This window comes from Streptococcus sp. 17.1, from assembly GCF_016648655.1.
Lineage (GTDB): Bacteria > Bacillota > Bacilli > Lactobacillales > Streptococcaceae > Streptococcus > Streptococcus salivarius_E.
Genome location: NZ_JACLQM010000013.1, coordinates 18,904 through 34,327, shown reverse-complemented (window position 1 = coordinate 34,327; position 15,424 = coordinate 18,904). Strand labels below are relative to the sequence as shown.

Annotated in this window: 19 protein-coding genes; 7 read left to right on the top strand and 12 right to left on the bottom strand. The window is 40.9% G+C overall.

Annotation, left to right across the window (positions count from 1 at the left end):
- Nucleotides 1-139 precede the first annotated feature (139 nt).
- Nucleotides 140-829: a 50S ribosomal protein L1 gene (gene rplA / locus H7T99_RS08175; RefSeq protein WP_002885800.1), complete on the bottom strand. Its 690-nt coding sequence runs from the start codon at nucleotides 827-829 to the stop codon at nucleotides 140-142.
- 99 nt (nucleotides 830-928) lie between these two features.
- Nucleotides 929-1,354, bottom strand: a complete 426-nt coding sequence (gene rplK, locus H7T99_RS08170) for a 50S ribosomal protein L11 (RefSeq protein WP_002885648.1) — start codon at nucleotides 1,352-1,354, stop codon at nucleotides 929-931.
- 171 nt (nucleotides 1,355-1,525) lie between these two features.
- Between rplK and H7T99_RS08165 the strand changes: the two genes are divergently transcribed.
- Nucleotides 1,526-1,879: a DUF3397 domain-containing protein gene (locus tag H7T99_RS08165; RefSeq protein ID WP_002885872.1), complete on the top strand. Its 354-nt coding sequence runs from the start codon at nucleotides 1,526-1,528 to the stop codon at nucleotides 1,877-1,879.
- 95 nt (nucleotides 1,880-1,974) lie between these two features.
- On the opposite strand, the gene H7T99_RS08160 is transcribed toward H7T99_RS08165, so the two are convergent.
- From H7T99_RS08160 to H7T99_RS08140, 5 genes are all read right to left on the bottom strand, one after another.
- The gene (locus tag H7T99_RS08160; RefSeq protein ID WP_002885818.1) at nucleotides 1,975-2,472 is read right to left on the bottom strand and encodes a beta-class carbonic anhydrase; all 498 of its coding nucleotides are present in this window, start codon (nucleotides 2,470-2,472) and stop codon (nucleotides 1,975-1,977) included.
- Nucleotides 2,473-2,623: 151 nt separating this feature from the next.
- The gene (locus H7T99_RS08155; protein ID WP_037598509.1) at nucleotides 2,624-3,319 is read right to left on the bottom strand and encodes a TIGR00266 family protein; all 696 of its coding nucleotides are present in this window, start codon (nucleotides 3,317-3,319) and stop codon (nucleotides 2,624-2,626) included.
- An 88-nt stretch (nucleotides 3,320-3,407) separates the two neighbouring features.
- On the bottom strand, nucleotides 3,408-4,769 hold the full coding sequence (radA, locus tag H7T99_RS08150; protein ID WP_073686093.1) for a DNA repair protein RadA: 1,362 nt from the start codon (nucleotides 4,767-4,769) through the stop codon (nucleotides 3,408-3,410).
- Nucleotides 4,766-5,233 carry an isochorismatase family cysteine hydrolase gene (locus H7T99_RS08145; protein WP_002885777.1) on the bottom strand — a complete coding sequence of 156 codons (468 nt, stop codon included), beginning with the start codon at nucleotides 5,231-5,233 and terminating at the stop codon, nucleotides 4,766-4,768. The genes radA and H7T99_RS08145 overlap by 4 nt, the downstream gene beginning before the upstream one ends.
- Before the next feature lie 10 nt (nucleotides 5,234-5,243).
- Nucleotides 5,244-5,690 (bottom strand): dUTP diphosphatase, encoded by a 447-nt coding sequence (locus H7T99_RS08140; protein ID WP_002885724.1) that lies wholly within the window; start codon nucleotides 5,688-5,690, stop codon nucleotides 5,244-5,246.
- A gap of 208 nt (nucleotides 5,691-5,898) precedes the next feature.
- On the opposite strand from H7T99_RS08140, the gene H7T99_RS08135 reads away from it, so the two are divergent.
- The 6 genes from H7T99_RS08135 to galU all read left to right on the top strand — a co-directional run bounded on the left by H7T99_RS08135 (nucleotide 5,899) and on the right by galU (nucleotide 11,320).
- Nucleotides 5,899-6,501: an NADPH-dependent FMN reductase gene (locus H7T99_RS08135; RefSeq protein ID WP_002885617.1), complete on the top strand. Its 603-nt coding sequence runs from the start codon at nucleotides 5,899-5,901 to the stop codon at nucleotides 6,499-6,501.
- Between the two features lie 18 nt (nucleotides 6,502-6,519).
- The gene (locus H7T99_RS08130; RefSeq protein ID WP_002885631.1) at nucleotides 6,520-7,770 is read left to right on the top strand and encodes an NAD(P)H-dependent oxidoreductase; all 1,251 of its coding nucleotides are present in this window, start codon (nucleotides 6,520-6,522) and stop codon (nucleotides 7,768-7,770) included.
- 116 nt (nucleotides 7,771-7,886) lie between these two features.
- Nucleotides 7,887-8,678: a formate/nitrite transporter family protein gene (locus H7T99_RS08125; RefSeq protein WP_014635096.1), complete on the top strand. Its 792-nt coding sequence runs from the start codon at nucleotides 7,887-7,889 to the stop codon at nucleotides 8,676-8,678.
- An 8-nt stretch (nucleotides 8,679-8,686) separates the two neighbouring features.
- The gene (locus tag H7T99_RS08120; RefSeq protein ID WP_002891982.1) at nucleotides 8,687-9,247 is read left to right on the top strand and encodes an MptD family putative ECF transporter S component; all 561 of its coding nucleotides are present in this window, start codon (nucleotides 8,687-8,689) and stop codon (nucleotides 9,245-9,247) included.
- 118 nt (nucleotides 9,248-9,365) lie between these two features.
- Nucleotides 9,366-10,388 (top strand): NAD(P)H-dependent glycerol-3-phosphate dehydrogenase, encoded by a 1,023-nt coding sequence (locus tag H7T99_RS08115; RefSeq protein ID WP_037598511.1) that lies wholly within the window; start codon nucleotides 9,366-9,368, stop codon nucleotides 10,386-10,388.
- Nucleotides 10,389-10,405: 17 nt separating this feature from the next.
- Nucleotides 10,406-11,320 (top strand): UTP--glucose-1-phosphate uridylyltransferase GalU, encoded by a 915-nt coding sequence (galU, locus tag H7T99_RS08110; RefSeq protein ID WP_037601510.1) that lies wholly within the window; start codon nucleotides 10,406-10,408, stop codon nucleotides 11,318-11,320.
- Between the two features lie 45 nt (nucleotides 11,321-11,365).
- On the opposite strand, the gene H7T99_RS08105 is transcribed toward galU, so the two are convergent.
- The 5 genes from H7T99_RS08105 to H7T99_RS08085 form a co-directional block, all read right to left on the bottom strand.
- Complete coding sequence (locus H7T99_RS08105) at nucleotides 11,366-12,040, bottom strand: rhomboid family intramembrane serine protease (protein WP_002891988.1); 675 nt, start codon at nucleotides 12,038-12,040, stop codon at nucleotides 11,366-11,368.
- Nucleotides 12,031-12,558, bottom strand: a complete 528-nt coding sequence (locus tag H7T99_RS08100; protein WP_037601507.1) for a 5-formyltetrahydrofolate cyclo-ligase — start codon at nucleotides 12,556-12,558, stop codon at nucleotides 12,031-12,033. Before H7T99_RS08100 ends, H7T99_RS08105 begins: the two co-directional genes overlap by 10 nt.
- A 68-nt stretch (nucleotides 12,559-12,626) precedes the next feature.
- The gene (locus H7T99_RS08095; protein WP_037601504.1) at nucleotides 12,627-13,760 is read right to left on the bottom strand and encodes an N-acetyldiaminopimelate deacetylase; all 1,134 of its coding nucleotides are present in this window, start codon (nucleotides 13,758-13,760) and stop codon (nucleotides 12,627-12,629) included.
- Between the two features lie 78 nt (nucleotides 13,761-13,838).
- Nucleotides 13,839-14,537 carry a 2,3,4,5-tetrahydropyridine-2,6-dicarboxylate N-acetyltransferase gene (gene dapD, locus H7T99_RS08090; protein ID WP_037601501.1) on the bottom strand — a complete coding sequence of 233 codons (699 nt, stop codon included), beginning with the start codon at nucleotides 14,535-14,537 and terminating at the stop codon, nucleotides 13,839-13,841.
- 85 nt (nucleotides 14,538-14,622) lie between these two features.
- On the bottom strand, nucleotides 14,623-15,375 hold the full coding sequence (locus H7T99_RS08085; protein ID WP_014635101.1) for an HAD family hydrolase: 753 nt from the start codon (nucleotides 15,373-15,375) through the stop codon (nucleotides 14,623-14,625).
- Nucleotides 15,376-15,424 lie beyond the last annotated feature (49 nt).

The window sequence follows — 15,424 nt, the reverse complement described above, 5'->3', positions numbered from 1 at the left end:
AATAATTATGTGTATACGCTTAAATTATACCATAAATTCGAAAAAGCAGCACTACTTTCTGAATATTTTTTATTTTCTACTCAAATTTCGTGTCTAGAGTAAGAAAAAAACCTATCCGAAGATAGGTTTTTTACTACTCTTACAATGAGTTAGGATCAACTTTGATACCAGCACCTTGTGTAGTAGTGATTGAAAGGTTTGTGATGTAAGTACCTTTCGCTGTAGCTGGTTTAGCTTTTTGGATTGCATCGTTAAATGCTTTGAAGTTTTCAACCAATTTTTCAGTTTCGAATGAAACTTTACCGATGATAGCTTGTACGTTACCTGCTTTATCAGCACGGTAAGTGATTTTACCACCTTTAGACTCTTCAACTGCTTTAGCAACGTCCATAGTTACTGTACCAGTTTTAGGGTTTGGCATCAAGTTACGTGGTCCAAGGACACGTCCAAGACGACCAACGATTGCCATCATATCTGGTGTTGCAACAACAACGTCAAAGTCAAGCCATCCACCGTTGATTTTAGCAACGAGTTCGTCTTCACCAACGAAGTCAGCACCTGCTGCTTTAGCTTCTTCAGCTTTAGCACCACGAGCAAATACAAGAACGCGTTGAGTTTTACCAGTACCGTTTGGCAATACCATTGCTCCACGGATTTGTTGGTCAGCTTTCTTAACGTCGATGTTAAGGTTGTATGATACTTCAACAGTAGCATCGAATTTTGCGAAGTTAGTTTCTTGTGCAAGAGCTACAGCTTCTTCTACGCTGTAAGCTTTTGTGCTGTCGATTTTCTCAAGAGCAGCACGCATTTGTTTGCTTTTTTTAGCCATGTTAATTATTTCTCCTTGTGTAATGTGGTCATAACGACTTTCATCTTCCACGTCACTCAGCGAAGTGAGACGACGTCTGTGGTTTTCTTGTTAACTGAATTAGTCAGTAACAGTGAATCCCATTGAACGTGCAGTACCTTCGATCATACGCATAGCTGATTCGATGTTTGCAGCGTTCAAGTCAGGCATTTTAGTTTCAGCAATTTCTTGTACTTGTGCACGAGTTACTGAAGCAACTTTAACTGAGTTTGGAGTACCTGAACCTTTTTCAACACCTGCAGCTTTTTTCAAAAGAACAGCAGCTGGTGGTGTTTTAGTGATGAAATCAAATGATTTATCTTCATACACAGAGATAACAACTGGGATGATCATACCAGCTTGATCAGCTGTACGAGCGTTAAACTCTTTAGTGAATCCCATGATGTTGATTCCGGCTTGACCAAGAGCTGGTCCAACTGGTGGAGCTGGAGTCGCTTTACCAGCAGGAATCTGAAGTTTTACGATGTTTTCGACTTTTTTAGCCATTTTGTAATTTCCTCCTATTGTGGTTTTGGCGGTAAGTAAGTTTTGTTACCTCCCACAAGTATGTTTTTACATACCTTATCTATTATACAGAAATTCTTTTTAGATGCAAGAATTTCTTATTAAGTTTAGGAAAAAATTTACATAAAGGACTTTTCGAGGTAAAATAGACTTATGATTCTATATAAATTCTTTGCTATAGCTTTTTTGATTTTAACACCTATCTTTGCTTTTATCATCCACCGATTCTTTAGTTTAAAATACCTCGGGCTTAATTTTGCTGACCTTACCTTCCCACTTTATTTTATTGAGGTGGTTGCTGTGTCAGCCCGTTTCTTCACCCATAGCTTTCTGCCTTACATCACTATCTTATTATCCTTGGCGGCTATAATTATCACAATTCAGATGCTAAGAAAAACACAATCTTTCAAGTTTAAACGTTTTCTTAAGTTATTCTGGCGTATCAGCTTTTTTATCACCAGTCTTTTCTATTTAGGGACTGTGATTCTCATTTTTATCGTTTCTTAAAAACTAGATTAACTCAGCATTTATATTTTATGCTGAGTTTTTTTATGTCAAACCATGAAAAAAGCAGGCAATCATGCCTGCTAAACTTTTCGGTATTAGGGATGAACTTGAGTCATTCGACCAGTATCTACATCATAAACCGCACCGGAGATGATAACATCCTCAGGGATAAGCGGTGACTGACGAAGAATAGCCATATCTTCACGAACACTCTCTTCTACATCTGTGAATGGAAGAAAATCTTGATCAGAAACATCAACACCAAGTTCTTTATTGAGATAGGCGGTAAACTCATCGTTCTTAAAGGTCTGAGCACCACAATCTGTATGGTGAAGAACTACGATTTCTCGTGTCCCCATCTGTTGTTGAGAAATGACCAAAGAACGAATCATATCTTCCGTCACACGACCACCCGCATTACGTAAAATATGAGCGTCACCTAGGGCCAACCCCAAAGCCTGAGCAACGTGAAGGCGTGAATCCATACAAGTCACAATAGCCACCTTAGTCTTTGGTTTCAAGGGAAGATGGGCTGTCCCGTGGAGGTCAACATAGGCTTTGTTGGCATTGAGAAAGTTTTCAAAATAAGACATAATAACTCACTTTCTAATGAAGAAAATAATTTGACTATCAAATTATTTACACACTATCTTATCATCTTTTTATTAACTTGTCAGCTATTGAGTTCGCAACATAAAAAAGGAGAATAAATGCTAACAAGCATCCATCCTCCTTCAATTTATATTATGAACGTTTTGGCAAGTATCTATTAAGCAAGCCTGCAAAGGTTTGAAGATTGAGACTTTGAACATAAATTTCACCTGTTCCTCTAAAGGTATTCACAACACCCTCTCCTGTCCCAATAGACTGCCAGAAACCATTTTCCAGGTGAATATTATAATCAAGTGTCTGACTCCAGGCAACGACATGAGCATTATCAATAGTCACTTCTTGATTGTTTAGCTCAATTTTTTTAATAGAGCCATAAGCATTTGCCAAGAGAGTTCCTTGGCCTTGGGTAGTCATTACAAAGAAACCACCCTGACCACCAAAAAGAGCCTTACCAACAGACTGAAGCTCCATTGTATAGTAAGCTGTGCCATCAAGTGCTAGAAAGGCACCGTCGTTTAGTCGGTACTGTTTTTCACCTAAATAAAGTGGAATCACTTGACCTGGAGAATCAGGGGCCAAGGCTATATAGCCGTTATTGGACTGCGAGACAACCTGAGTAATAAAGCTACTTTCGCCCGAAACCATTGAACGCCCAACTGCTTTTACAAAGCGACCTAAACCTGATCCACTGGCATTTAATTTGGTACTCAGTGTCACATTCGGTGTGTGATATACCATACTGCCACGCTGGATAAAGACTGTTTCACCTTGATTAAGAGATAACTCTACTAGCGGGAATTGCATATTGCTGTCTGTAAAAAATTGCATAATAAATACCTCCCTATTCTTAAGAAAAGTATAGCATCGAACAGGTACTTTTGCAAGCGCTTCCAAACACTTGTTTTGAGGCCTCTTTTTAAGAAAAGACTTTTTTGAGTACTTCTCCTACCGTCGTGACCCCAATAACCTGGATACCTTCTGGAATCTTCATGCCATGAAGCGAATTTTTAGGAGCATAAATCTTAGTAAAACCTAATTTAGCAGCCTCATTAATACGCTGTTCAATGCGAGTTACTCGGCGAATCTCTCCAGTCAACCCAATTTCTCCTATAAAAGCTTCTTGTGGATTGGTTGGAAGCTCCTTGTAACTAGAAGCAATCGCAACGGCTACAGCAAGGTCAATAGCTGGCTCGTCTAATTTGACACCACCAGCCGATTTGAGATAGGCATCTTGATTTTGGAGAAGAAGGCCACAACGTTTCTCTAAAACAGCCATAATGAGGCTGACACGGTTAAAGTCCAGTCCCGTCGTTGTCCGCTTGGCATTACCAAAGACGGTTGGTGTCACCAAGGCTTGAACTTCAGCTAAGATAGGTCTGCTACCTTCCATTGTCACAACAATGGCAGAACCTGTAGCACCGTCTAGGCGTTCCTCTAAGAAAACCTGGCTAGGATTTAGCACCTCTACCAAACCACCAGACTGCATCTCAAAAATCCCAATCTCATTGGTTGAACCAAAACGGTTTTTGACTGCTCGTAAAATACGGAAGGTATGATGACGTTCCCCCTCAAAATAGAGCACAGTATCCACCATGTGTTCCAACATACGTGGTCCAGCCAGCTGTCCCTCCTTGGTCACATGCCCAACAATAAATGTGGCAATGTTATTGGTTTTGGCAATCTGCATGAGTTCAGCAGTGACTTCACGAACCTGAGATACAGAACCTTGAACGCCAGAAATCTCTGGACTCATAATGGTCTGAATAGAGTCGATAATGAGGAAATCGGGTTTTATGGCCTCTACTTGACTGCGAACGGCTTGCATATTGGTCTCAGCATACAGATAAAATTCGTTATCAATATCGCCTAAACGTTCACTCCGCAATTTGATTTGCTCGGCAGATTCTTCTCCAGATACATAGAGGACTGTTCCCTTGTTAGCCAGTTGCGTTGACACCTGTAAGAGAAGGGTTGATTTCCCTATCCCTGGATCTCCTCCAATAAGAACCAGACTGCCCGGAACCACACCGCCACCTAAAACACGGTTAAACTCGTCCATATCAGTCTTTATGCGGGCATAATTAATTGAAGAGACTTCTTTTAATTTAGTAGGTTTAGACTTTTCACCCGTTAAACTAACACGAGCATTTTTTACCTCCTGCACCTCAACTTCTTCCTCAAAAGAGGACCAAGAAGAACAGTTGGGACAACGCCCTAGATATTTGGGTGAATTGTAGCCACATTCTCGACAAACAAAAGTTGATTTTTTCTTAGCTATGATAATTCTCCTTCTACGCTTACTCCAGCAGAGTGCCACTTATGCAATGTTTTTTGAAATTTCTTCTGGTTGGCAACTCCGACAGCGGACAAATCTACGGAAACCTGATAGTTCTCCTTGATAGCCGCCAAAACGGAAGCCTTAACACAGCCGTTGCCATCTACCCCTATAAACTCTATGCTTTTAGTACCATTTCCCTCTAAAAAATCTTTTAAATCTGGATTAGTAAAGCAAGAAGCCCGACGCTTCTCAAAGATACGAGAAGATACAAGCAGCAAGCCGGTCGCAAATTTCTTCTTTCTATCTTTTCTCTCCCAGAAAAAACGATTGAGAATATAGATAACCCGGTCGCTAGGATAGCTAGCAATTTTGTCATTTACAGCTGCAATCAGTTCTTCATGATATGCTTTTCCTACAGCAACATAATCTGACTGCATATCGATTACTAACAAATAATCTGCCACTTTGCTTCCTCTACTGTCCAGTCGATCCAAAGCCACCTGTACGAACACCATCAGCTTCGTCTCCATCTACAATCAAGAAAGGCATAAAGACACCTTGAACGATGCGTTCGCCAACTTCAAGAGTCACGGGCTGATCAGTAATATTTTTCATCTGGGCGAAGATATGACCTTCATTTCCTGGATTTCCATAGTAATCGCCGTCAATAACGCCAACTGAGTTGATCAAGACCAGGCCTTTTTTGCGAGGGTTTGACGAACGGTCATAGAGATAGAGGACCTCACCAGGTTGCATGTAAGCCTTAACACCTGTTGGGACGAGAACAATTTCCCCAGGAGCAATGACAGTGTTCTCTGCCACCTTTAAGTCATAACCTGCAGCATGAGCTGTCTCACGTTTTGGAAGCAATTCCTGATTGTTATACGTTGATACGAGTTCAAATCCACGAATTTTTGTCATTATTTTTTCCTTTCGATACATCTATTGACTAGTATTTGTATAAACTAGCCATGCTAGCTTCAGACTTTTAAATCTATCCTATTATAATCTATTCGAAATAAGATGACAAAGGTAATAGTCTAATCACTTTCTCATTAAACGAAGATTGACTTTTAACCAGGAAAACGCTAACATAGTACTAGATATAATACTTTTAAGGAGAATTGTCATGAAATTCATCGGACTTGTTGGTACGAATTCAAAACGTTCAACTAATAGACAATTATTGCAATATATTCAGAAACATTTTGCAGATAAGGCAGACATCGAACTTGTTGAAATCAAGGACCTTCCTGTCTTTAACAAACCCGCTAACAAGCAATTGCCAGAAAGTGTCCTTGAAATCGTTAAAAAAATCGATGAGGCTGATGGTGTTATTATTGGAACACCTGAGTATGACCACTCAATTCCTGCCGTTCTCATGAACGCTTTAGCTTGGGTTTCATACGGTGTTTTCCCTCTTTTGAATAAGCCAGTTATGATTACAGGGGCATCTTACGGAACACTCGGGGCTTCTCGTGCACAGTTACAACTTCGTCAAATCTTGAATGCTCCAGAAATCAAAGCTAATGTGCTTCCAGACGAATTCTTACTCTCACATTCTCTACAAGCTTTTGATAGCAATGGTAATTTAGTCGACCTTGATGTCATCAAAAAACTAGATGCTATTTTCGATGACTTCCGTCTCTACGTCAAAATTACTGGTAAACTCTCACATGCTACAGAGTTGCTACATAAAGAAGCTGAAGACTTCGACTGGGAAAGCCTATAGGACAGGAGAATAGAAACTATGAAATTTGTTGGACTCGTTGGAGCAAATTATGACCAATCATATAACCGTAAACTGCTCGAATTTATCAGAAGACATTTTAAAATAAAATTTGAACTTGAAGTTTTGGAAATTGATGAAGTTCCTATGTTTAACCAAGATGAAAAATGGGACGAAAGCTTCCAACTTCGCTTACTTAATAACAAAATTACACGCGCTGACGGTGTTATCATTGCAACACCTGAGCACAACCACACTATCTCTGCAGCACTTAAGTCAGTTTTAGAGTGGCTCTCATTCGAAGTGCACCCATTTGAAAACAAGCCTGTAATGATTGTTGGTGCTTCATACTACGACCAAGGGACTTCTCGTGCCCAAGTGCATTTGCGTAAAATCCTTGAAGCACCTGGTGTCAATGCCTATACACTTCCAGGTAATGAATTCTTGCTTGGAAAGGCTAAAGAAGCCTTTGACCTTGAGGGTAACATTACTAACGAAGGTACTATTAACTTCCTTGAACAATGCTTAGATAATTTCATCCAATATGTAGGAGTGGTTTCTAAATTGAAAAAACCAAAACCAATCGAACCTGAAGACTTGGATTGTAACAACCCAATCGCTACAACTGTTACTGAGGTCGACCCTGATGATCCTGAATGGGTAGAAAAAGTAGCTGAAATTACTGGTGCGGTATCTGGCGATACCTACGTAAAATTGGACCACGGTATTTTGACAGTTAATCAAATTGACATGTTCCTCAAGGCAATGCCGTTTGAATTGACCTATGCCGATGATAATAACCAGTTCCTCTACTACAATAACGCCCATCAAGATCCTGACACTATGTTTGCCAAACGTGTGCCACCTCAATCTGGTAGCCGTATGTCAACTGTTCACGGCTCACTTCCACCAGCTCGTATGAAAAATGTAGAATGGGTTATCGGTACACTTCGTAATGGTAACCAAGAATACGTTCGTACGATTGTTCCAGGGTCACCTGAAGGAGTTATCAATACGCATAACTATCAGGCTATGTACTATGATGATGGTTCTTATGCAGGAATCAATGAAATCGTCTTTAACTTTAAACCATGGCTTGACTGGTATCTCGAAACAACTGGTCAACGCCTTGTCGGAGGAAGCGGTCCTTTTGCACCAGCTGCAGCTAGTCATGGCGGTAGCGACGCCACATCTGGTGCATCAGATGCGGGTGGTCATGGTGGCGACGCAGCCCCAGCCGCAGATGCAACATCTGGAGCATCCTCATATTAAGACTTGGAAAAGTTGGGACAACTGTCCTGACTTTTTTTCATGGTCATCTTAGATTCATTTTCACTCGAGTTTGCGCATTTGCCATGCTCCAAGCCACACATTTTAGAGGTAAACCTATGTCTCAATTTCAAGAAAAAGTATTCGCTGCTTGTGCTAAAAAAGAAGCTCTCTTTGACGAAAGTCTGGGGCGCTATGCCTTGCGTTCTATGCTTGCAGGAGCTTATCTTACCATGTCGACTGCTGTAGGAATTATTGGTGCGGATGTTATCGCAACAGGTATTCCAGCCCTTTCTCGTTTTGTCTTTGCCTTTATCTTTGCCATCGGACTGGTCTTCGTTCTCATATTCAATGGAGAGTTGGCTACTTCAAACATGATGTTCCTGACCAGTGGTGCCTATTATGGTAAAATCAAATGGAGCAAGGTGTGTACCATCCTCCTCTACTGTACCTTCTTTAATTTTGTCGGTGCCCTTATCTTGGCCTGGTTCTTCAACCAATCCTTCTCTTTCCAACATTTGACTGACAAGAGCTTCTTAGTTACTGCTGTCTCAACCAAGCTTGGAAAAACAGATTGGATGAACTTTACAGAAGGTATTACAGCGAATATGTTCGTTAATATTGCCATCTTGGGCTACATGCTCCTCAAAGAAGAATCTGCTAAGATTTTCATTGCGCTATCAGCTATCTTCATGTTTGTATTTTTAATTAATGAACACTTGATTGCTAACTTTGCCTCTTTCATGTTGCTCGGTTTCAACGGTGTGCGTGATGCTGTGGATAATTTCACTTTGGCAAATATTCTACGTCAGTGGATAGTCGTTTTCTTCGGTAACTGGATTGGCGGAGGTATTTTCATTGGTTTGGCATACTCTTGGCTCAATAAAACTAAAACACCTCACATTGATTAGGAGACCTCATGCGTCAAAAGACATTCATCAAACAAACCAGTCTAGCTATTCTACTCTATTTTATTTGCCTAGCCCTTGCAGTTGCCATTGATTTAATCTTTTTCAAAGTCAAAAATATGTATCATACGCCTGCTTTAGCTGCTATCTTTGCAGGTTGGGTCTATTTGGGGCTTATCAGAAAAACTAAACAATTTGGAGCTATTACCTGTCTGGGTATCTTTATGTCCCTCTTCTTCTTTGCCTCTGGGCACTTTGTTCTAGCCTTTCTTCCTAGCTTTTTAGCTGGCCTTGTCGCTGATTTTCTAGCTAAGAAAGGGAACTATGAGAATAATAAACTTAATCTACTCTCCTATATGATCTTTTCTCTAGGAAACTTAGCACCCATTATCACCATGTGGCTTGCGCCCAAAGCTTATATCGCACAACTCCTGGCCAAAGGGAAAACTCAAGATTATGTAAATCAAGTTATGGTTCCCTTTACAGGCAGTCATATCTTAATCCTGATTGGAGGAACGCTCATGGCTGCCCTCATTGGAGGCTACATTGCCCAAAATTGGCTGAAAAAATAAATGGCCATCAGCCTTCCTAACAGAGAGTACAAGACAAACATGCTTTTCTTATGTTATAATGAGAAAGAATACAGTCTTTTTCTACTTTGTTAGAAAGGACCTAAAGGGAGACCTAATGATGAAAAAACAAAAAATCGCTGTCTTGGGCCCTGGTTCATGGGGAACTGCCCTTGCTCAGGTACTCAACGACAACGGACACGAGGTCCGTATTTGGGGAAACATCCCTGAACAAATTGATGAAATTAACGAGAAACACACCAACACCCGCTACTTCAAGGATGTGGTTTTGGATGAAAACATTAAAGCCTACAAGGAACTGTCTGAAGCCCTAGATAGTGTCGACGCTGTTCTCTTTGTTGTTCCAACCAAGGTTACTCGCTTAGTTGCTAAACAAGTTGCCGAACTTTTGGACCACAAAGTCGTTGTCATGCATGCTTCAAAAGGATTGGAACCCGGAACACACGAACGTCTTTCAACAATCCTTGAAGAAGAGATTCCTGAGGAACTTCGCAGTGACATTGTTGTCGTATCTGGTCCAAGCCACGCTGAAGAAACTATCGTTCGCGATATCACTTTGATTACAGCAGCATCTAAGGATCTTGAAGTGGCACGCTATGTCCAAGGCATTTTCAGTAATAACTACTTCCGCCTCTACACCAATTCAGATGTGATTGGTGTTGAAACAGCTGGTGCTCTTAAAAACATTATCGCGGTAGGTGCAGGTGCCCTCCACGGTATGGGATATGGGGACAATGCTAAGGCAGCCGTTATTACTCGTGGACTTGCAGAAATTACTCGTCTTGGTGTGAAACTCGGTGCCGATCCTTTGACTTACAGCGGTCTATCTGGGGTTGGTGACCTTATTGTTACAGGAACTTCTATCCATTCACGTAACTGGCGTGCTGGGGATGCACTCGGTCGTGGAGAAAAACTAGAAGACATTGAACGTAACATGGGAATGGTTATCGAAGGTATTTCAACCACAAAGGTTGCCTACGAAATCGCCCAAGAACTCGGTGTCTACATGCCAATTACAACAGCAATCTACAAATCTATCTATGAGGGTGCTGATATCAAGGAATCTATTCTCAATATGATGTCCAATGAATTGCGCTCTGAAAATGAATGGGATAAAAAATAAAAATCTAAGGAGTTCTCATGAAGAATCAAAAAGTTAGAAAAGCTATCATCCCCGCTGCAGGACTCGGGACACGCTTTTTACCAGCTACTAAGGCCTTGGCCAAAGAAATGTTGCCAATCGTTGACAAGCCAACCATCCAATTTATCGTTGAAGAAGCCCTCAAATCAGGTATTGAAGATATCTTGGTGGTTACTGGTAAGTCAAAACGTTCTATCGAAGACCACTTTGATTCAAACTTCGAGTTAGAATACAACTTGGAACAAAAAGGTAAGACAGACTTGTTGAAATTGGTTAATGACACCACTGCTATCAACCTCCACTTTATCCGTCAAAGCCATCCGCGTGGTCTTGGAGATGCAGTTCTTCAAGCCAAAGCATTTGTCGGAAATGAGCCATTCGTTGTCATGCTTGGTGACGACCTCATGGATATCACAAATGACAAAGCTGTACCATTAACTAAGCAACTCATTAACGATTATGAGGAAACACACGCATCAACCATTGCAGTTATGCCTGTACCTCACGAAGAAGTTTCTTCATATGGTGTCATCGCCCCTCAAGGCAAAGGCGAAAATGGACGTTATAGCGTTGAAACTTTCGTTGAAAAACCAAATCCAGAAGATGCACCAAGTGATCTTGCTATCATCGGACGTTATCTTCTAACACCTGAAATTTTCGGTATTTTGGAAACTCAAAAACCAGGTGCTGGAAACGAAGTCCAACTGACTGATGCCATCGATACACTTAACAAGACACAACGCGTCTTTGCTCGCGAATTTACTGGAAACCGTTATGATGTAGGTGACAAATTCGGATTCATGAAAACGTCTATCGATTACGCACTTAAACATCCTCAAGTTAAAGATGACCTCAAGCAATACCTCATTGACTTGGGCCACAAACTTGAAGGCAAAGCAGCTAAAAAAGACTAAAATAAAATCCATCGAACATAACATTCGATGGATTTTTCATATGACTTAAAAATAAGTGAATCCTAGAAGAATCAGCAATAGTAAAATATAGGTTAAAAGAGCTGTAGAACGCCAACCTCTACTAAATAAGCGACTTTCAACCTTGTTGGCCAAAAAGATAGCTGCAAGAGCACCTCCAACTAAACCACCGAGATGGCCTGTAATCCCAACACTAGGTGTAAAAAGGTTGAAGATTAAGTTAATAACAATCAAAGCCAAATAATTACGGCCTAACTGATTAAGCAAGGGGCTGTGACTGTAATAACCAAGAATCACAACAGCCGCAAAAAGTCCAAACAAGGATGTCGAAGCACCAGCTGCAATAACATTAGGCGTAAAAAGTAAGGTAAAGGCATTTCCCATAACACCAGCTAACAAATAAAGCCCTAGAAAACGTAGAGTCCCAAAAATCTGCTCAGCCATTTTCCCCATAAAGTAAAGAGTAAGCATATTAAATAGAAAATGCTCAACACCTATATGCACAAAAATTGGTGTTACAAGACGCCAAAGGTTCAAGGGACTGTACTGAACAAACGCACCGTACATAGCTCCCATCTTAAAAAGGCTCAAAGGCGAAGTCGCTTGAAATCCGTTTAAAAGATATTGACAGATAAAAGTCAACGTCGTAAGCCCCAACAATAGATAGGTTGCTGGGTATTTTTTCCACTCATTTACTGGCATGTGACAACCTCCTTAACAGGAATATCATAGCTGTCTGGTTGAAAATCATGTTTCTGGCAAGGATAAACCGTACTAACTGTCTCCCCTTCAAAATCAGATAAATAGCGATCATAGTAACCTGCTCCGTAACCAATGCGATAGCCTTCATCATTGAAAACTACTCCTGGCACATGAATCAAATCAATCTCTGATTTTTCCACAGCTAAATCAGACGCAGGTTCCATCAAGCCAAAAGAGGTTGCAACAAGATTATCTGGATCATAATCCACAAAAATCATTCGACCTTGTTTATATGTTTTAGGAATCAAAAGTCGTTTACCATCCTTTAAAGCCTGATTGATTAAAAGACTGGTATCATATTCATGAGGAAAAGACAAATAAGTCGCAATCACCTGAGCCTCTTTATAAGCAGGTAAGGCAATCAATTGCTCCAAAAGATGTTTATCTATCTTAGCCTTAGTCTCAGGTTCTTGTGAAGTTAATTGAGCCAAGACTGTTTTTCTAAGTTCATTTTTCATAGGTTTATCATATCAAAAAATCTACCAAAAGTCAGACTTGGTAGATTTTTTAGCTTTATCGACTCTGATTAGGCTTCTGCCTTGTGTTTAAGGAATTTTCCAATTTCAGCCACTGCAAAAGCGAGGGCATCTTCGTTTGGACTCATCTTAGGATGGTGAAGTGCATATGGCGTGTCGATTCCCAACCAGAACATGACACCAGGAACTTTACTAAGCAAATAACCAAAATCCTCTCCAGTCATAGCCGGTGGACAATCAATCAGGTTAACTTCTGGGCTAGCATCAAAGAAGGCCATCAACTCTTTGGCCAAGGCTGGATTATTTTCCACAGGAAGATAACCACCTTGTTTCAACATGATATCCACTTCCATACCAAAGCTAGCTGCTACACCTTCTGCAATCTGGCGCACGCGCTTCTGGATAAGGAGACTCATTTCCTGAGTAAGGGTACGAATAGTTCCATAAACCTCTGCAGTTTCAGCGATAACATTATTAGTAGTTCCTGCATGGAAAGAACCAAAGGTAACTACCCCACCCTGAATAGGGTCAACATTACGACTGACAATCGTTTGCACTTGAGTAATAAAGTAAGAAGCTGCTACAAGAGCATCATTGGCCTCATGTGGAAAGGCCGCATGTCCACCTTTCCCCTTGAAAGTAACGAGGACTTCACAAGTCCCAGCAAAAAGGGTACTTGTGTTAGTCGCAATATCACCTACCTTGAAATCTGGACGGACGTGGAGGCCATAGAACTCATCTGGCAACCAATCTCCAAAGGCACCATCTTCATACATAAGCATACCACCAGCTTCATTTTCTTCAGCTGGTTGGAAGAGGAAGAGCATGTTATTTTTAGGCTGTACTTGAAGCATCTGGTCCAAAAGACCAAGTGCTGTGGTCATGTGCATATCGTGTCCACAAGCATGCATACGACCTTCATGAGTAGACTTAAAGTCAAGATCTGTTTCCTCTACGATTGGGAGGCCATCAATATCTGTACGCCAACCAATGGTTTTTTCAGGAGCATGCCCGTGAAGATAGACAAGAATTCCTGTACGCCAAGAACGTTGCTCCACAAAGTCCTTCCCTTCAGTCATTTCAGCAATACGTTCTAAGAGATAGGCCTGAGTTTTAAATTCTTCCAAACCAATTTCGGGAATTTGGTGAAGGTCTCGTCTGATTTTGATTAAATCAAGTGTCATGTTTTTGTCCTTTTTATTTATATTTATTTTATAGAGAATCTAGAAATAGAGGCCTTACAGGCCTCTACTATCAATATGTTACAAGTTACGCAAAGCGTCTTCGAGTGCTGTTTTTTGTTGTGTTTTTTCATCGATTTCCTTGATGATACGAGCTGGAACACCAGCTACAACCACATTTTCAGGAACATCTTGAGTAACGATAGCTCCAGCAGCAACGACTGAACCGTTACCAACTTGAACACCTTCAATAACAACAGCATTAGCACCAACAAGAACGTTGTCACCGATACGAACTGGGTCTGCTGAAGCTGGTTCAATCACACCAGCAAGGACCGCACCCGCACCGATGTGGCTGTTTTTACCAACAGTAGCACGACCACCAAGGATTGCGCCCATATCAATCATAGTACCAGCACCAATTTCAGCACCGATGTTGATAACAGCACCCATCATAACAACAGCATTATCTTCGATAGTTACTTGGTCGCGGATAATAGCGCCTGGTTCGATACGCGCATTAAGGTGACGTTTATCAAGCAATGGAACAGCTGAGTTACGGCCATCTTGTTCCACAACATAGTCCTTGTTTTCAGTCAAATTCGCAAGAAGTGGTTCGATATCTTTCCAGTCTCCGAAAAGAACATTACCAAGCTTAGTGACAGAAGCTGGAACAGCGGTTGCCAATTTCCCTTCAAAAGTTACTTTAACATTCGTTTTCTTTTCAGCATTACCGATAAAAGCGATAATTTCTTGTGCAGACATTTTTTGTGCAGTCATGAGATTCTCCATTCACATAAAGTTAGGAATTATTATACCAAAAATTCTGATAATTGTCTTTGCTTTTGCCAAATAGAGTGTATTTTTATGTAAAATTTGTCTTTAGAGCCTCTATGTCAGTAATCACTCGATCTGGTTTGATTGGGGATTTCTCCAACTCTCGACGAGAATAAGGGAAGGTATTCAGCAAGATACCATCGATCCCAACTGCCTCAGCCACAGCAATATCAGTCGTCAGGTCATTTCCCACCATGACAGTCTCAGATGGCTTTAACCCATGATCATCCAAAACTTGCTTTAAAAATTCAGGTTGAGGCTTACAGATACCCACATCCGAAGACAGGTAAATGGCATCAAAGTAAGGTCTTAACTCCATTAAATCAATCTCAGCATTAGTAAAGGCTGCTTGAGCATTAGACAAGAGATAAAGACGACAGCCCTGCTCTTTTAGAAAGGTCAAAACCTCCTTGGTATGCGGATAAGCTAACAACTGCTTACGAGATAAGACGCGAAATACCATGGCTATCAAATTTCCCCAATCGTCCGGCTGACTAGAGTTACTAGACTGAGGCCGAGCATCTACATAAAGCTGGTTGAAAATCTGAGCTAAATCAACTTCTGGATAAGCAACTCCTTTAATCTCTATTAACTCCTTACGAGTCTGAGCCACACGCTTAGCATAAGCCTTTTTAAGAGCATCACCTTCATAAGCCGCTCCATAAGCCTGATATAGCTGGCCTAATGTATCCCATAACACAGGATACTTCTCATCAGTTAGGATATCAACCAAGGTACCATAAAAATCAAAAATGTAGTTCTTATAGGCTCTATTTTTCATCACTTTTTACCCATTGCTGAAACTTTCTTACTTATTGCTCCCATCATAC

Coding starts and splice junctions, on each gene's coding strand:
- rplA (WP_002885800.1), bottom strand. CDS start 829: ATGGCTAAAAAAAGCAAACAAATGCGTGCTGCTCTTGAGAAAATCGAC.
- rplK (WP_002885648.1), bottom strand. CDS start 1,354: ATGGCTAAAAAAGTCGAAAACATCGTAAAACTTCAGATTCCTGCTGGT.
- H7T99_RS08165 (WP_002885872.1), top strand. CDS start 1,526: ATGATTCTATATAAATTCTTTGCTATAGCTTTTTTGATTTTAACACCT.
- H7T99_RS08160 (WP_002885818.1), bottom strand. CDS start 2,472: ATGTCTTATTTTGAAAACTTTCTCAATGCCAACAAAGCCTATGTTGAC.
- H7T99_RS08155 (WP_037598509.1), bottom strand. CDS start 3,319: ATGCAATTTTTTACAGACAGCAATATGCAATTCCCGCTAGTAGAGTTA.
- H7T99_RS08140 (WP_002885724.1), bottom strand. CDS start 5,690: ATGACAAAAATTCGTGGATTTGAACTCGTATCAACGTATAACAATCAG.
- H7T99_RS08135 (WP_002885617.1), top strand. CDS start 5,899: ATGAAATTCATCGGACTTGTTGGTACGAATTCAAAACGTTCAACTAAT.
- H7T99_RS08130 (WP_002885631.1), top strand. CDS start 6,520: ATGAAATTTGTTGGACTCGTTGGAGCAAATTATGACCAATCATATAAC.
- H7T99_RS08125 (WP_014635096.1), top strand. CDS start 7,887: ATGTCTCAATTTCAAGAAAAAGTATTCGCTGCTTGTGCTAAAAAAGAA.
- H7T99_RS08120 (WP_002891982.1), top strand. CDS start 8,687: ATGCGTCAAAAGACATTCATCAAACAAACCAGTCTAGCTATTCTACTC.
- H7T99_RS08115 (WP_037598511.1), top strand. CDS start 9,366: ATGAAAAAACAAAAAATCGCTGTCTTGGGCCCTGGTTCATGGGGAACT.
- galU (WP_037601510.1), top strand. CDS start 10,406: ATGAAGAATCAAAAAGTTAGAAAAGCTATCATCCCCGCTGCAGGACTC.
- H7T99_RS08105 (WP_002891988.1), bottom strand. CDS start 12,040: ATGCCAGTAAATGAGTGGAAAAAATACCCAGCAACCTATCTATTGTTG.
- H7T99_RS08100 (WP_037601507.1), bottom strand. CDS start 12,558: ATGAAAAATGAACTTAGAAAAACAGTCTTGGCTCAATTAACTTCACAA.
- H7T99_RS08095 (WP_037601504.1), bottom strand. CDS start 13,760: ATGACACTTGATTTAATCAAAATCAGACGAGACCTTCACCAAATTCCC.
- dapD (WP_037601501.1), bottom strand. CDS start 14,537: ATGACTGCACAAAAAATGTCTGCACAAGAAATTATCGCTTTTATCGGT.
- H7T99_RS08085 (WP_014635101.1), bottom strand. CDS start 15,375: ATGAAAAATAGAGCCTATAAGAACTACATTTTTGATTTTTATGGTACC.